At 67.0% G+C, this 14,712-nt stretch carries 14 protein-coding genes and 1 pseudogene; 5 read left to right on the top strand and 10 right to left on the bottom strand.

All coding sequences use genetic code 11. The features are described from left to right. Positions 1–8 precede the first annotated feature (8 nt). From OWC43_RS07235 to OWC43_RS07215, 5 genes are all read right to left on the bottom strand, one after another. Positions 9–1,055, bottom strand: a complete 1,047-nt coding sequence (locus tag OWC43_RS07235; RefSeq protein WP_393956186.1) for an alpha/beta fold hydrolase — start codon at positions 1,053–1,055, stop codon at positions 9–11. A 92-nt stretch (positions 1,056–1,147) separates the two neighbouring features. Further along, positions 1,148–2,407, bottom strand: a complete 1,260-nt coding sequence (locus OWC43_RS07230) for a peptide-binding protein (RefSeq protein ID WP_393956185.1) — start codon at positions 2,405–2,407, stop codon at positions 1,148–1,150. A gap of 62 nt (positions 2,408–2,469) precedes the next feature. Continuing rightward, the gene (locus tag OWC43_RS07225; protein ID WP_393956184.1) at positions 2,470–2,703 is read right to left on the bottom strand and encodes a helix-turn-helix domain-containing protein; all 234 of its coding nucleotides are present in this window, start codon (positions 2,701–2,703) and stop codon (positions 2,470–2,472) included. Beyond that, a complete protein-coding gene (locus tag OWC43_RS07220) occupies positions 2,703–3,197 on the bottom strand; it encodes a DUF2975 domain-containing protein (RefSeq protein WP_393958512.1) in 495 nt (164 codons plus the stop codon). Before OWC43_RS07220 ends, OWC43_RS07225 begins: the two co-directional genes overlap by 1 nt. 231 nt (positions 3,198–3,428) lie before the next feature. Further along, entirely contained in the window at positions 3,429–4,325 is an 897-nt protein-coding gene (locus OWC43_RS07215; protein ID WP_393956183.1) for a LysR family transcriptional regulator, read from the bottom strand. A gap of 488 nt (positions 4,326–4,813) precedes the next feature. Between OWC43_RS07215 and OWC43_RS07210 the strand changes: the two genes are divergently transcribed. Further along, the gene (locus tag OWC43_RS07210; protein ID WP_393956182.1) at positions 4,814–5,098 is read left to right on the top strand and encodes a hypothetical protein; all 285 of its coding nucleotides are present in this window, start codon (positions 4,814–4,816) and stop codon (positions 5,096–5,098) included. Here the strand turns inward: OWC43_RS07210 and OWC43_RS07205 are convergent. Together OWC43_RS07205 and fae are read right to left on the bottom strand one after the other, a co-directional pair. Continuing rightward, positions 5,092–5,685, bottom strand: a complete 594-nt coding sequence (locus OWC43_RS07205) for a PAS domain-containing protein (protein ID WP_137828997.1) — start codon at positions 5,683–5,685, stop codon at positions 5,092–5,094. The two genes, OWC43_RS07210 and OWC43_RS07205, sit on opposite strands and share 7 nt — an antisense overlap. Before the next feature lie 230 nt (positions 5,686–5,915). Next, positions 5,916–6,455, bottom strand: a complete 540-nt coding sequence (gene fae / locus OWC43_RS07200; protein ID WP_137828996.1) for a formaldehyde-activating enzyme — start codon at positions 6,453–6,455, stop codon at positions 5,916–5,918. A 287-nt stretch (positions 6,456–6,742) separates the two neighbouring features. Here fae and OWC43_RS07195 point away from each other — a divergent pair, with 287 nt between their 5' ends. After that, positions 6,743–6,964, top strand: a complete 222-nt coding sequence (locus OWC43_RS07195) for a hypothetical protein (RefSeq protein WP_393956181.1) — start codon at positions 6,743–6,745, stop codon at positions 6,962–6,964. A gap of 67 nt (positions 6,965–7,031) precedes the next feature. Here the strand turns inward: OWC43_RS07195 and OWC43_RS07190 are convergent, their stop codons facing one another. Beyond that, a complete protein-coding gene (locus tag OWC43_RS07190) occupies positions 7,032–7,478 on the bottom strand; it encodes a hypothetical protein (protein ID WP_393956180.1) in 447 nt (148 codons plus the stop codon). 171 nt (positions 7,479–7,649) lie between these two features. Here OWC43_RS07190 and OWC43_RS07185 point away from each other — a divergent pair, with 171 nt between their 5' ends. From OWC43_RS07185 to OWC43_RS07175, 3 genes are all read left to right on the top strand, one after another. Further along, positions 7,650–8,564, top strand: coding sequence for an alpha/beta fold hydrolase (locus OWC43_RS07185; protein ID WP_393958511.1), 915 nt, complete (start codon positions 7,650–7,652; stop codon positions 8,562–8,564). A gap of 277 nt (positions 8,565–8,841) precedes the next feature. Beyond that, complete coding sequence (locus OWC43_RS07180; protein WP_393956179.1) at positions 8,842–9,807, top strand: sulfurtransferase; 966 nt, start codon at positions 8,842–8,844, stop codon at positions 9,805–9,807. Positions 9,808–9,977: 170 nt separating this feature from the next. Further along, positions 9,978–11,129, top strand: coding sequence for a YeeE/YedE family protein (locus OWC43_RS07175; protein WP_393958510.1), 1,152 nt, complete (start codon positions 9,978–9,980; stop codon positions 11,127–11,129). Positions 11,130–11,148: 19 nt separating this feature from the next. On the opposite strand, the pseudogene OWC43_RS07170 reads toward OWC43_RS07175, so the two are convergent. Continuing rightward, positions 11,149–11,307: pseudogene (locus OWC43_RS07170) on the bottom strand (IS5/IS1182 family transposase); the annotation flags it as partial. Positions 11,308–11,604: 297 nt separating this feature from the next. Beyond that, positions 11,605–14,610 (bottom strand): RICIN domain-containing protein, encoded by a 3,006-nt coding sequence (locus tag OWC43_RS07165; RefSeq protein WP_393956178.1) that lies wholly within the window; start codon positions 14,608–14,610, stop codon positions 11,605–11,607. Positions 14,611–14,712 lie beyond the last annotated feature (102 nt).

Below are 14,712 nucleotides of genomic sequence, written 5' to 3'. Positions count from 1 at the left end.
GTTCTGCGTCACGGCCCTGCATCGTGCTCCGGCATCGGTTCGCCTGCCCAAACACCGGACCTCAAACCCTCCGAAGCATACCGGAACAAGGATGCCTTCAGATCCTGGCCGTCGCGATGCAGGGCGTGATCCGCTCCGGGAACGATCCCGACGGTCACGTTCCGGCGCCCGGCAATCCGCAGGGCCTCCCTCAGGTGCCAGGCGGATTCGACCGGCACGCTCCGATCCTGCTCTCCGAACAGGACGAGCGTGGGCGCCTGAAGCCGCAGGTAGGCGGGCAGCGGATCGGCGTCGAGCATCGAAGACCAGTAGGCATGGGCGTGGCCGAGGCGGCGACGGGAGACGGCATGAGGGTCCGATGCGACCTCGCTGAAGAGCGCCTCGACATCGATCGGAAGCCGGTCTCGCGAGGCGAGAATTTGCAGGCTCCGGCGCAGGGGTAGGCCGCCCGAGCCGACTACGATGACCCGATCCACGATGGCCGGGCCGGCCTCCGCCGCTAAGGCGACCGCGACGCTCCCGCCTTCCGACACGCCGAACAGCGTGACCGGGCCGCTCCCGCCGTCGCCGCCGCGCCTCAGCCAGTCGAGGGCCGCACGCTGACGCGCCAGGATCGCGGGCAGGATGTCCGCGGCGTGGAACGCGTCGCTGCAAGCGAAGCCGAGGTCACCCTCGGCGATCCCCGGCTTTTCGACGGCGAAGACGCGGTGAGGCGCCCGGATCGGTGCGAGATAGGGGCGCAGGAACCGTCCGAGGCTGGTGCAGCCCGAGCCCGACACGAACAGCATCCGCTTCGGCCGGATCGGCGCCGCACCGTCGCCGATGGCGGCCGAATAGAGGACGAGGTCGGTTCCGTCAGGGGCGTCGATCCGCAAACGCTCGGGTGGATCGCGGGCGCTGTCGAAGGCGTATCGGATCGGCGTCGCGATGGAGCAGGCCGACAGCGTCGTGACGACGGCAACGAAGACCGGGAACGCTGCGCGGCATCGTTCGGCTCGCCCCCCTGCAACGTGCGGCGTTCGTCCGGTCCGGTGCAGCGGGAGGGCCGCCGGCACGCAGCGCCGCGCCTTCGCGAGGCGGGGCCGAAAAACCGGCGGCTTTGCGAAGATCGAAGCGATCTTCCGCAGGAGGGCGGAACCGGCCGGCATCAAAACCTGGCCCCCTCGGCCGTGACCTTCACGGAAGCGCCGGCACGGTCGAGCTCCAGCACGCGGCGCTCGCCCGGTCGCGCGGACAGGGCCGCGAGCGCGGCCTCGGGCGCGAGGCCGTCGAGCGGATGCCCGTCGATCCGCACCAACCGGTCGCCCGCTTCGACTCCCGGCACGAGAGGACGTCCCTCTCGGGTCGCGACGGCGGCGACGGCGTAACCCGCACTGCGCCGCACGAGCGTAAGTCCGACGCCGTCGAGGTCGCCCGGGCCGGTCGCCCGCTGCCGCTCCCAGAAGCTCTGCCCGGCCGGGTAGTCGAGCGTCAGGCGGACGCCGTCGAGCACGTTGTTGCCGAGCCAGCCCGCTACCGGCTCGCCGATGCCGGCCTGCCACCTGTCCCAGAAGATCTCGCCAAGGGCGACCGCGCCAAGCCGGCCCCCCACCGGCCCGGTGCCGAGCGCTCCGACATCCGGGAACGACAATCCCGGCAGGTCGAGGCGGGGCAGGCGGATCACCGTGCCCGCCGGTTCGAGGCCGAGATCCGCCATCGCGAGGTTGGCACGCCCGACCGCCCCCTCCGCCCGGCGCCAGTCCGGGCGCCGGGCGAGCCACGTCGCGACGGTGCTTCCCCGCAGCCACGTGTAGGGGGCGCCGACATCGAGAACGAGGGAAACGGCTTGGCCGCCGACCCGCGCATCCGCCACCGCGATCCCCGAGGCGGAGTCGATTCGGACCGGCACGGGCACGCCGCGCGGTCGCGGCGTCCCGGGCCGCGCCAGGGTCAGGGCCTCGGCCCGCGGATCGACCGTGACCACGAAATGCCGCAGCACGCCCGCCGGGAGCACGGCTTCCACCGAGCGGGGCGCGAACAGCAGGCCGAAGAGATCCTGGTCACCGATGCGCCCGGGTCCATCGATGACGGAGCGCCCGCCGACCGTCACGCCGACGGGACCGATCCGCATCGCGAGGTCGCGACCTTCGGCGAGGCCGAGTTCCCGGTACAGTCCTTCGGACAGGATCGGGGCGGGCGCCCCCATGTTGAGCCATGCGAGCGCCTGCCGCTCACTGCCGTCCGGACGCCGCAGGCCAATGGAGACGAGCCAGCGCCCGGAGGCCCGCTGCATCGGCACCGTCACGGCAGCGCCCTCCCCCGAAGGCCAAGCGACGACCACGCGCTCCATCCGGGGAACGGGAGGGTTGCACGCCGCGAGCGGCGCGACGGCCAGGAGGAGCAGGAGCACGCGCGAGAGGGGCGACATGGGCACGGGTCTCCGTTCCCGCAGCGCGGACGCGCGGGTTCGAGCTAGGGATCGCGGGTCAGTCAGCCGGCGCGGCGCAGGGCGTCCTCACCGTCGGGCACGTATTCGAGAAGGTCGCCGGGCTGGCAATCGAGTTCCCGGCAGATCGCTTCGAGCGTCGAGAAGCGCACGCCCTGGATCTTGCCGGACTTGAGCAGCGACAGGTTCGCCTCTGTAATCCCGACTGCGCGGGCAAGGTCCTTCGACTTCCGCTTGCGACGGGCGAGCATCACGTCGAGTCGCATCACGATCGGCATCAGACGAACCCATCCCGCTCATCCTTGATCGCCTGCCCGGCCCGCATGAGCTCGGCGAAGACAACCAGGACGACCGCGATCAGGAGGGCATGAACCGAGGAACTCCGGAACCATCCGAGATCGACCCCATGCCCGACGATCCGGACGAGGGCCTGCCCGGCCACGGGGGCGACCGCGTAAGCCAGCAACCAGAGCGCCATGCGGCGCAGACAAGAGATGTGTCCGGCGGCGAACACCGTGCCGATTGCGAGGTCGCCGAACAGGGCCCGCATATTGCTGAGCAGGGCCAGGATCGGGATCTGGGTCGCGGCGAAATTTACCGCATAGGCCATCCGGGTCGGCCAGGGCAGCGCCCCGAACGCCACGGCACCGGAGATCCCCTCAGGCCGGGCTCCGACGAAGCCCATGCCCGGTGCGAGCCAAAGAAGCGCCCCCTGAAAGATCAATCCCAGGGCCAGAACCGTCACGGTGAACAGAGCCGTCAACCCGAGCATCGTCGTGACCAGCCACATTGCGTAGCAGGCCCACCGCCGGAGACCGGGCTGATCGCCTGCCTTCGATGAGCCTGGTTCGTCCCCCGAGGGGAAGGCGATGACGTTCGGCATTCGAGTTCCTTCGAACTCTCAATATATCAAAAAATAATTTCTGCAAAACAATAATTTTTGGCGCTCGGCGCTTTATCGTATGCAGCCCATCCCCCAGACGTGTCCGAACCGATGCGTATCTCAGGCAGCCTGAGGGCGGATTTCTTGAGACAGGACGAAATCGATGAAGCTGCGGGCGCGGGCCGAGAGCAGACGCGACGTCGTCACGATGTAGAGCGAGGTCGTCTCGAGCTTCCAGGCCGGCATGACTTGGACCAAGGCCCCGCTTTCGACGTCCTCCCGAACTTGCAGGATGTCGGAGGCAAACAATCCATGCCCCTCCAGGGCCAGCCGATGGGTCAGCGTGGGGGAGTTGGAGGAAACCGGGCCGGCCACCGCGACCGATACCGTTTCCCCCTCTCGGCTCAGCGACCACGTCGATCCCTGCCCGGACACGATGACATGATGATCCGCGAGGTCGGACGGGGTATGGGGGCGCCCCCAATCCTCCAGATAGCCGGGGGCGGCAAAGATGCCATTCTCGACGTCGCGCATCTTTCGCACGATGAGTGCCGATTCCTTGGGAGGTTCGAGCATCACGGCCAGGTCGTAACGGTCGCCCATCAGGTCGATGGGCCCGTGGCTCAGATCAAGCTGGATTTCGACGAGGTCGTTGGTCGACCGGTATTCGGAGATGAAGGATGCGAAGCTGTTCAAGAGCCAAGCATTCGGGTGCGCCACGATCTTGAGAAGTCCACGAAGCCCACGCGCATCGGCCGCGACGTCGTCATAAGCACGCTGCGCTTCCTCGACGACCCGAACAGCCTGAGCGTAGAAGGCCTCGCCGTAGGACGTCAGCGTGATCCTCCGGGTCGTACGATCCATCAGCCGTACCCCGATGCTTTCCTCCAGCCTCTTGAGGCGTCGCGACAGGGACGAGATCGGGATACCGATTTCCACGGCGGCGCGGCTGAAGCTGCGGTGCTTGGCTACTTCCACAAATATTTCCATATCAACGAGCACACTGGCACGCGTCATTGTTCTTTTTACCTTTTAGCGCAACCGGTCACCAACTCATCACATCTGTCCCACCACTTCCGCAAAGCTCCTCGTCTGGCTGAAATCGCAGAATTGTTGCCGGTCCCACTCTTGGAACACTCAACAAAACCGGACAGCGGATCGAGGCCAGATGGAAACAGTAACGATCTCATCGCCTAAGCAGCGGCTTGGCTGAAATCAACCTGATTGGATTCCGGGCAGTTATTTCCTTTATTCACTCACCAGAACGTGAAACGATTACGGTGCCCCCTCGGTCGGCGGCAGCTTGAATCGGGTGAAACATCCACGTCGTCGGCTCGACCGAGGGACGAAACGATCGCGTTAAACGACCGATCGGCGAGTGCAACACCACGATCCTACAGTTGTTTTCAAATTTCCGTGTTTTCACGGACTAGGCAGTCGAATGGACTGAAATACGCTGGACAACGGACGGAAATCGCTTAAGAGCGGCCCCCCGCAACAAGTAGATGGCGCGCAACTCAGAAATGCACGACTTTATCGCCAGCAATTGCGTTGACGGCCAGACTGTCCCCGGCGGCGATCAAGCAGCAGCACAGCTCCTGTTCGACGTCGCCGACGCGACATGGCGCTGCGAGGCCGCCAAGGTTCTGAAACAGGACGGCAATAAGCGTGATCTAGACGATCTTCCTGAGGCTCAGGGCGAACCGGGCACTCTGCTGCGGACCTCGTACGAGGTCCGCGAACGGGCCTATGCGGAACTCCGCCGTCTTCTGGCAGCCGAGAATCAGTGAAGCGATTCCGGCTGCGTGTTTCTCTGCATTTCCACGACGAGAGCGCGGCCGGCCGCATGCAGCGCGCCGTCGATCGCCGTCATGACTTCCGGCGCACAGCCGACCGATGCAGCTTTCGCCATGATCAAGTGATCGGCGATGATGTCGAGCTTTGAAACCGGCCCGAATTCGGCAGCCGCTCGCCCCGGTTTGAACGCGCCGACTTCGGCCTTGGCCGTCAAATCCTGCGTATCGTCCTGGTACTGACTGATCAGCCCCAAGTAACCGATGAAGTCATGGGTCAGGGGGGCGAACGAGGGCGTGGCCGCGTCGATGATCCAGACGTAGGATCCGTTCTGACGTCTGATCCGAAACCGCATCATGAACTCGACGCGATGTCGGCAGGCTTCCTTGACACTGTGTTCGATCAGAGGGCGATCGTCAGGGTGGATCGCGGCAAGCCAACCGAATCCCAGCGACTCGTCCGGCTCCTGACCGGTGATTCGATACCAATCCTCACAGATATAAGTTAACCGGCATCTCTGGTCCTTGACCCAGATCATGATGTGCATCCCCCTCGTGCGGTCGTCGTAACGAGAGCGAGGCATCTCCCTGTCAAGAGAGGGTGCGGCTGTCGGGTCAGAGGCCGCCGCTCGCCTTGCGTGTGCCGTGCGCACCCGCGCTCCGCAGGCCTCGGCGCCGGTCTGAGACCGTGGCGCTCTTCATGAGCGATCCCGAGGGTCTTCGCCTCCGGGCAGGACCGGCTTCGGCCATGGGCCGGCCGCCGGTCCGCTCGAACAGGACGCAGCCCGGGCCGCGTCCCGCACATTCGCGCCAATCAATACTCGATCACACCTTCCAGGGCGTAGTGCTTGACGGTCTTTCGGTTGGCGATCAGCTCGTCGATCGTCGGCTCGCCGCGCATCGCCCGGCCGATGGCGAGCTTCGTCGCCTCGTAATTGGTGCGGTAGAGATCCTTGCGGTCGAGATCCTCGTGGCTGCCGCAGCGCTCGTCGAGCCAGATCGTGATGATCATGCACAGCTCGTCGAGACCGTCCTTCGGCAGGATTCCCTCGATCACGCAATCGACGATGGCGTCGCCGGTCGCCGCCTGCACGACGCCGCCGAGTAGCTCCGCGTACTCGGCGGTGTGGATCGTGACCTTGGTGGTCATGATCGTGGAGGGGCGGACCAGCTGGTTGAGGTCGCGCACCACGAACATGCGGGTATGGCCCTGGACCTGACCCAGCATGCTGGCGAAGGCCTGTCCCACGGGGCCGCGGGTCGAGCCGATCAGCACCTCCGGCATCGCGTCGGTGTACTGCCCCTCGGCGGCGAGCACCGTCGCCTCGCCGGTGCGGAACCAGATCTCGGACATGTCGGTCGTCCCTGCTCTCTCTGAGAAAAGAATGTCGTCCCGCGGGCGGGTCGCGGCGCACACATCATCCCCGGCCCCGCCCGTCAATCGCGCCACCCGCGGCCCTGCCCGGCACGGGCGTCCGGCCTGGATCACGGGGACCGGTCCTGGGCAGCCCCGGAGCCGAAGTCGCGTCCAAGCCGATTGCATCACACCGGATACGGCTCTAGGCCTCTGTTCTCACGCGCTTTCTTTCGCAGAACCGGCATTCGCTTCGCCGGAGGGCGCTTCGGAGAGGATTCGTCCCGATGAGCGAGTCCGGCCAGGGCAGGGAGCGCGGCTGGAGCCTGTCCGCGACCGCGGAGGGCGACGGCGTGCGCCTGGAACTCGGCCTGCCCGATCTCGGCGGGCGCCCCGTCACCGCGATCCTGAGCCTCGATCGGAGCGAGGCGCGGGCCTTCGCCCGGGCGCTGCTGGCGGCGGCGGGCGACGCGACCGAGCGGACCTTCGTCGGCCCGGCCGAGCCCTAGCGCTGCGCTCGACCTGTTGCGTCGGGCGAAGGTCGACCGCCGTCCCGCGCGGTGACGCGCGAAACCGTCAGCGCTGGATGCGCCGGCCCGGCAGGCGCGGCACCTTGGTGCCACGGGGCTCGACCGGCGCGTCGCAGGTATAGGCGAACTCGGACTGAAGGTCGCTGAAGACGGTCTCGCCGCTGATCGTGCAATCCTCGCGCACGGTCTCGTCGAGATAGGTGCGTGCGGCCGTGCGGAAGCGGGTGGCACGGGTCTCGGCGGGCGAGCGGCCCTCGCCGAGGCGCCCGATATCGCAACCCGTCACCTCGCGCAGGGCGTTCGAGACCACGAGCACGCGGCGCTTCTGGCGATTGTCGTAGATCTCGTAGGGCTCGTTGCAGCCGATGGTGACGACCTGAGGCACCTGGGAGACGTAGGTCTTGGAGATGTAGGCGAAACCCGTGCAACCGGACGCCGTGAGGCCGAAACCCAGGGCGAGCGGGAGCGCGAACCACCGGAACGTCGTCGCCATCTGCCGCCTCGCGCGCCTCGTCCCCGGCCGGATGGCGGAGCGCGCGCATTGAAACAGCTGAGCTTGTCCGGTCAAGCGGCCGCCCGCGAAGATGTCGGCACCGTGTCGCCGACGCCGCGGAACGGCGCGGCGGGTCCGCCGCGTTGCCCCCGCGGAATGGGGGACGCGGGTCTGATGGATATCCGGCACGAGACGGTGATGGCCAACGGCGTGCGGCTGCACGTGGCGCGCACGGGCGAGGGCCCGCCCCTGGTGCTCCTGCACGGCTGGCCGGAATTCTGGCTGACCTGGGAGCCGGTGATGGCCCGCCTCGCGGATCGGTTCAGCCTGATCGCTCCGGATCTGCGCGGTTTCGGCGCCAGCGAGAAGCCCGATCCCGGCCCCTCGGACCAAGCCGGCCCGGAGGTGCACGCCGCCGACATCCTGGGCCTTCTCGATGGCCTCGGGATCGAGCGGACGGGCCTCGTCGGCCACGATGTCGGCGCCTATGTCGGTCAGGCCCTGGGGCGCCGCGCGCCGGAGCGGCTCACCGGCCTGTTCTTCTTCGATTGCCCCTATCCCGGCATCGGTCCGCGGCTCGCCCAGCCGGAGATGCTGGCCGAGATCTGGTACCAGTCCTTCCACCTCCAGCCCTTCGCCGCGCAGGTGGTGGGCGCCTCGCGCGAGGCGTGCCGCGCCTATATCGGCCACTTCCTGACGCATTGGGCCGGCGGCAACCCGCACGCGTTCGACGACGTACTCGATACCTTCACCGACAATTTCCTGGTGCCCGGCAACCTGCAGGGGGGCTTCAACTGGTATCTGAGCCAGCAGGCGGGGCGGCTCGCGATGCTGAAGGGCGAGGTGCCCGACACGGCCCCGATCACGGTGCCGACCGGCATCCGCTGGGGCACGCAGGACCCGCTCTTCCCCTATACCTGGACCGACCGCCTCGGCGAAACGTTCGCCCAGCTCGATCTCGCGCCGTTCGAAGGCGCGGGCCATTTCCCGCATCGGGAGCGGCCCGACGCGGCGGCGCGGGAGATCGCGGGCTTTTTCGGGCGGATCGGGGCGCGAGTCGAACCACGTCCGTATTGCCCAAGATAATCCTTCATGAAAATTCGAGTGCGGGCAGAAATAGACACGCGTAACCTCCCGAAGAACGGACGATTATTTCGTTGACCGGATGGCTCCGGCGCGGCGACATTGACGTGCGGTCCGGTCACGACCGGCCCTCCTCGGAACGGATCCCGCCAGCGGATCCTGTCCTCGAGGTGCGGCCGGAGCGCCGCCGGACCTGCCCAATTTCCCTCGAAGCAAGCCCCCGACGGAACGGCCGCCGCCGCTCCGGTCGATCGCTGCTGCCTTGTCCGGAGCCTCACCCGTGCTGCGCAAATCCGCCTTCCTGTTCGCCGTCGCTGCCGCCGTCCTCCTGCCCGCCGCCCCGGCCGCGGCCCAGGAGCCGGCCACCAAACCCGCGAAGGAGAGCGCGGCGAACAGCAGCCCGCTCGTCTCCACCGAGTGGCTGGAGAAGAATCTCGACGCCAAGAATCTCCGGATCGTCGAGGTCAGCGTGGAGCCGGGCGTGTTCGAGCGCGGGCATATCCCGAATGCCCAGAACGTCGCGTGGCACACCGACCTCGTCGAGACGGTGAGCCGCGACATCGCCGGCCCCGACAAGTTCACCGCGCTCGCCCGGCGCCTCGGCGTCGATCGCGACACCACCGTGGTGCTCTACGGCGACAACAACAACTGGTTCGCGGCCTGGGGCGCCTGGGTGTTCGCCCAATATGGCCTGACCGACACCGTCAAGCTCCTCGACGGCGGTCGCAAGAAATGGGAGGCCGAGAAGCGTCCGCTCGACACCCGCACCGCCGAGGTGCCCGCCTCGACCTTCACCGCGCAAGCGCCCTCGGGGAAACTCCGTGCCCGCTTCGCCGATGTGCTGGCGGTGGCGAAGAAGGAGCGGGACGAGCAGATCCTCGACATCCGCTCCCCCGACGAGTTCAGCGGCAAGATCATCGCCCCCGCCGGCATCCAGGAACTGGCGATCCGCGCCGGTCACATCCCCGGCTCGGTCAACATCCCCTGGGCCAAGGCGGTGAACCCGGACGGCACCCTCAAATCCAAGGAAGAACTGAAGGCGCTCTACGCGGCGGCGGGCATCGACGGCTCGAAGCCGATCATCACCTCCTGCCGCATCGGCGAGCGCTCCAGCCATTCCTGGTTCGTGCTGAGCCGCATCCTCGGCTACGACGCCCGCAACTATGACGGCTCCTGGACCGAGTACGGCAACGCGGTGGGCGTGCCGGTGGTGAACCTCGCCGGGACGGTCTGGGGCGGCAAGTGAAGTGGCAAGCGAACCGGCACCTAAGCCGGTCGGACGCTCTGGCGGAGCCGGTCGGTTCGCTCGGCTTCGCCGCCAAGCCGGCCCGGCATCTGAGCCGGGCCAGTCTCGTGCCGGCCCTGGCGCCGAGCCCGGCCGGGCCTGCGCCCGGCACGGTCGCCCGCGGAAAGCCGCTGCGGGCAGCCTTGGCGAGCTTGGTCGCGGCCGGGCTCGCGGCGGCCGCGTGGCGACTCTCGGGCGAGGCGGGAGGCACCCGGCTCGCCCTCTCGCTCGTCTTCGGCGCGTTGTTCGGCCTCGTGCTCCAGCGCAGCCGCTTCTGCTTCTACTGCCAGTGGCGCGACTTCCTCGTGAGCGGCGATCCCCGGGGCATGCTCGGCATCCTGGCGGCGCTCGCCGTGGGGGTCGCGGGCTACGCGGTCGTGCTGGGTGCCTGGATGCCGGACCCGTCCGGCACGCGGTTGCCGCCGGACGCGCATATCGGCCCGGTCGGTCCCGTGCTGGCGCTGGCCGGACTCGCCTTCGGGGCCGGCATGGCGATCTCGGGCTCCTGCATCAGCGCCCATCTCTACCGGCTGGGCGAAGGCTCGCCGACGGCGCCGTTCGCGCTGCTCGGCACGGGGCTCGGCTTCGTCCTCGGCTTCCTGACCTGGAACCCGCTCTACCTCGCCAGCCTGTCGGAAGCCCCGGTGCTCTGGCTGCCGCGCCATCTGGGCTACGCCGGCAGTCTCGCCCTCTCCCTCGCGCTTCTCGCCGCCCTGGCGTGGCCGCTGCTGCGCCGGCTGCCCGCGCCGGAGCCGCGCCACGCGGCCGATCCGCTCCACGCGGTGTTCGTGGCGCGCTGGCCGGTCTGGCTCGGCGGGCTCGCAGTCGGAGCGCTCGGCACGCTCAGCTATCTCCGGATCGGGCCGCTGGGCGTCACCGCCGAGATCGGCGGGCGTTCGCGTCAGGCGGCCGGCGCCTTCGGAATATTACCGGAGCGGCTGGAAGGCCTCGACACCTTTCGCGGCTGCGCCACCGCCCTGCGCGACGCGGTTCTCACCCCCAACGGCCTGTTCATCGGCGGCCTCGTGCTCGCTTCCTTCGCCGCGGCGCTCGTCGCCGGCCAGTTCCGTCCGGCCGTGCCGAGCCGCGGACAGGTGTTCCGGGGTCTGGCCGGCGGCGTCTTGCTGGGCTGGGGCGCGATGACGGGACTGGGCTGCAGCGTCGGCACGCTCCTGTCCGGCATCATGGCCGGCGCCGTCTCCGGCTGGGTCTTCGGCGTCGCGATGTTCGCCGGCGCCGCCGGGACGCTGTGGGCCGGGCGGCGGCTGGGCGCCCTGGCGTAGGATCGCGCGGCGCATCTTGTCCGGCGCCGCGACCGCGGACCCGAGATCCAGGCTCCCTGCTTCCGCCCGATGCCGGGCGATGTGCCTTCACGTGCGCGGCATCGAGCTGCAACGCACCGGGGATAGGCCCTGCGGCGGCGATCTTGGCGAGCAGCCGCCGCCAAACCCAGCGCTGCGACCCGCTGCCCTCGACCCGAACTCAGCTCGGTGGGCCATGGGGCAGGTGCGGCGCGATCCGTGTCCGATGTGAATCCGAAAGCGACAACGGCCGTGCCATCGCGATCCCCTGCGCGGGGAAGCGCAAGCCCAGGAAGAAAACGTGAATCGCAACAACGATTTGTATGTGCTCTCCCCTGAGCCCGCGATGTCCTGGCTCAACGGGAGACGTGTCCGATCGAGATCGATCGGACACGTCTCCCGTTCCTGTCGCGGCACGCTCTCCCCCGGATGAAGGAGAGTGCGTTCACGGGCGGACCTATCGGATGCGGATGACCTTCGCGACGCTCGGGACGCCGTTCGCATCGAGGGCAAACAGCATCCAGTTGCCGGGCGTCACGATCCCCGGGTCGGCCGGCAGCGCGAGGTTGTACAGCGTCCCTCTCGACCAGGAGATCGTCAGCGGCACGCGGCGCTGATCGTTGTCTACCGTGTGCGTGTTGCTGCCGAGGCGCACGAGGGCAAAGCTGCCGACCGCGCGGTCCGTGACGGTCGTGATCGGTCGCCCGAGAAAGGCCCTTGCGGGGGCACTGACGATGACCGGCCGGCTCGCGAGGCTCCCATCGGCGGCATAGAGATAGGGCGGTGTCAGGATCTGCAGGTCAGGGTGGTTCTGCGAGCAGCCATTGCCGCACAGGCCGCCCCCCGCCGAGAGCACGCGCCCATCGGTGAGGAGGAGCGCGACGCTGTGGTAGGTGCGCGGCACATCGATCGGCGCAAGACGCACCATCGTGTTCTTCGTCGGCGACCACATCTCCGGATGATAGATCGCGGTGGTGTCCGTGAAGGGGACCGGCATCGTTTGACCGCCCACCACGACGACGTCCCCGCTCGGCAGGACCACGCTGTTGTGGAAGGCTCGGGCGAAGGCGAGAGGCGGCGCCGCCTTAACCACGGGGGTGGTTCCCGGGCCTCCGCTGATGTCGATCGTGTAGGTCAGCCCGTTCGCCGGATCGTTCTCGTAACTGGGCGCACCGCCAGCCTTGAAGATCCGGTTGACGTCGAACATCGTCGCGGTGCCGTTCATCGAGTGGGCATCGTCACTCCGCCTACCGGCACTGGTCAGCGTCCCGTTCCCTTGGGTGCCGATCCAATGCATCTCCCGGCTCGGCCCAGCACGGAACACGGATCCGTTCGACACCGCGAACATCCAGAAGTGGTTGTCGTTTCGGTAGATGTTGTTGCCCGATTCCGCACCGGCATTGCCGAGGACGCTCGAGAGGACGCGCCAATTGCCGGTCTCGGGCGACCAGACCTCGGCATTCTTCCCACCGGGGCCACCCGACCACGAGCCGCCGTAAGTCATGGCTTCGCCGGTGGAGAGCGTCACGCTGGAATTGTAGCCGCGCGAAATGTTGAGTTTCGGACCTGAACTCCACTGGTTGGTGTCGGGATTGTAGATCGATGTCGCACCCGAAGTGATGCCCCCGGCGACAACCAGACGACCATCCGCCAGCAGGTTTGTCCCGGGGCAAAACATGTCATGTTCGGTGTTCGCGATATAAGTATCCTCGGAGCTGCCGGTCTTCGGATCGTACACCGTGAACCACGTTCCGTTACCGTTGGAGAAGTAATATTTGGCCTCCGCCGCCCACATCATGACTTTGCCCGAAGGCAGCATCGTCGCTGCGGCCGGAACGATCCCGAGCGAAGTCGGCGCCGTCCAGAACGATGGCGCGGCCGGCGGAACGAGCGAGAACAAGGCGTTGTCCTGCGCCGTACAATCCCACTGGATCACCGCGGCATTGTCCGTGCGCGACGAGTCGAAGATGTTGAGGCATCGTCCCGAATGGGCCGCGACCAGTTCGAAGAAGCTTCCGACCTTCCGGAACGTCCAGAGACTGCCGGCGCTTCTGTTGCAGGCCTGCTGCGACGTGCCGGCTCCGTTGGCCGTGGCGCCCCCGGAGACGGTGAGGCAGAGGCCCGACTTCACGTTCTGGATCTCGTAGCCGTTGCCGACTGGCACGAACCGCCAATCCATATGCGTGGCCTTCGGCTCGCAGGTCCATTGAACCAGGCCGGTTCCGGCCGCCATCTGTGCATTCGGGTTCGCGACACACATCGCCGAATGACGGGCCACGATCAGGCCGGTGGCAGCGGGGGGCGATGCGCCGGGTGAGATCGACCCACCGTTTCCACCGATCTGCGCGCTGCCGGCCGGATTCGATCCACCGCCGCCGCCTTGATTGTCGCCCGCGAGGCTGCCGCCGTCGCTCGTCGCTGAGCCGGCCATGAATGTCTGATTGGTGTTACCGGTGCAGTTCCATTGGATCAGCCTGGTGCCGCTCTCTTTGTCGCCGCCGAAGACATCGAGGCACTGGCCCGAATAGGCCGCAGTGAGGCTGAACCCATCACCTTGTGCCACGGCCGACCATGTCTGCTGAGCCATGCCGTTGCAGGCCCATTGGATGATGGCGCCGCCCGCAACTTTCGAGATCTGCGAGTCGATGCAGAGGCCGGTCGCCCGATTGACGACATTGAAGCCGTCACCGAAGCGATTGACCTGCCACGTCTGCGCGATGCTCCCGTTGCAGGGCTCTTGAACGAGTTGCGTGCCGCCCGTGGTACTGCCACCAGGGACCGTCAGGCACAGGCCGGAATGGGCGACCTTGATCGGCCCGGCACCCGTTCGATTTGCGAAGCTGATCGGACTGCGCCCGCTGCTCTCGGCGAGGGCGCTGCCGTCGCCCGTTGCGAGAGCGACGGGGACGAAAGTCTGATTGGCATCGCTATGGCACCCCCATTGGATGATCTTCGTTCCGCTGTCCTTGAAGCCGCCGAACACATCGAGGCATTGCCCCGAATAGGCCGAGACGAGCCCGATCCCGCCGCCGCGGGCCTTGACCGACCATGTCTGCTGGCCGCTGCCGTTGCACGGCCATTGAATCACCGCACCGCCGGCAATGTTCGAAATTTGCGAATCGAGGCATTGGCCGGTCGCCAGATTCACGACGGTGAAGCCGCTCCCGAATGGCTTCGCTTGCCAGAACTGCGCGGCGCTGCCGTTGCAAGTTTCTTGAATGATCTGCGTACCGGCTGCAGTGCTGCCGCTCGGCAAACCCAAGCATAGATTGGAATGGGATGCCTTGATCGGCCCCGATCCATTTCCACCGGTGAAATCGACATCAGCCCATGCGGATGTGATGACGGTGCTCGCGAACGTAAGCGATAAGGCGAATAGCACAAACAACTTTCGATGCCATGAAAATGGATACGTCATACCGGCAAGCCGTCCTCTTCTGCAATTTGCTGCAAACAATTCCATTTATCGAGTTTGTCCACGAACACTATAACGATAGTTCGTTAATCAGTATTATCATTAGCAAAAGTGACGACACACAGTTCAGATCGCCACTCATTGAATATT

The organism is Methylorubrum sp. POS3 (assembly GCF_043352485.1).
Classification (GTDB): Bacteria; Pseudomonadota; Alphaproteobacteria; order Rhizobiales; family Beijerinckiaceae; genus Methylobacterium; species Methylobacterium suomiense.
Note: the sequence above shows the minus strand (reverse complement) of the source record. Positions and strands in the feature narration are given on the sequence as shown.

Bases quoted from the DNA above. Each gene is read 5' to 3' on its own strand.
- OWC43_RS07230 (WP_393956185.1), bottom strand. From the start codon at position 2,407: ATGTCGCCCCTCTCGCGCGTGCTCCTGCTCCTCCTGGCCGTCGCGCCG.
- OWC43_RS07225 (WP_393956184.1), bottom strand. From the start codon at position 2,703: ATGCCGATCGTGATGCGACTCGACGTGATGCTCGCCCGTCGCAAGCGG.
- OWC43_RS07220 (WP_393958512.1), bottom strand. From the start codon at position 3,197: ATGCTCGGGTTGACGGCTCTGTTCACCGTGACGGTTCTGGCCCTGGGA.
- OWC43_RS07215 (WP_393956183.1), bottom strand. From the start codon at position 4,325: ATGACGCGTGCCAGTGTGCTCGTTGATATGGAAATATTTGTGGAAGTA.
- OWC43_RS07210 (WP_393956182.1), top strand. From the start codon at position 4,814: ATGGCGCGCAACTCAGAAATGCACGACTTTATCGCCAGCAATTGCGTT.
- OWC43_RS07205 (WP_137828997.1), bottom strand. From the start codon at position 5,685: ATGCCTCGCTCTCGTTACGACGACCGCACGAGGGGGATGCACATCATG.
- fae (WP_137828996.1), bottom strand. From the start codon at position 6,455: ATGTCCGAGATCTGGTTCCGCACCGGCGAGGCGACGGTGCTCGCCGCC.
- OWC43_RS07195 (WP_393956181.1), top strand. From the start codon at position 6,743: ATGAGCGAGTCCGGCCAGGGCAGGGAGCGCGGCTGGAGCCTGTCCGCG.
- OWC43_RS07190 (WP_393956180.1), bottom strand. From the start codon at position 7,478: ATGGCGACGACGTTCCGGTGGTTCGCGCTCCCGCTCGCCCTGGGTTTC.
- OWC43_RS07165 (WP_393956178.1), bottom strand. From the start codon at position 14,610: ATGGAATTGTTTGCAGCAAATTGCAGAAGAGGACGGCTTGCCGGTATG.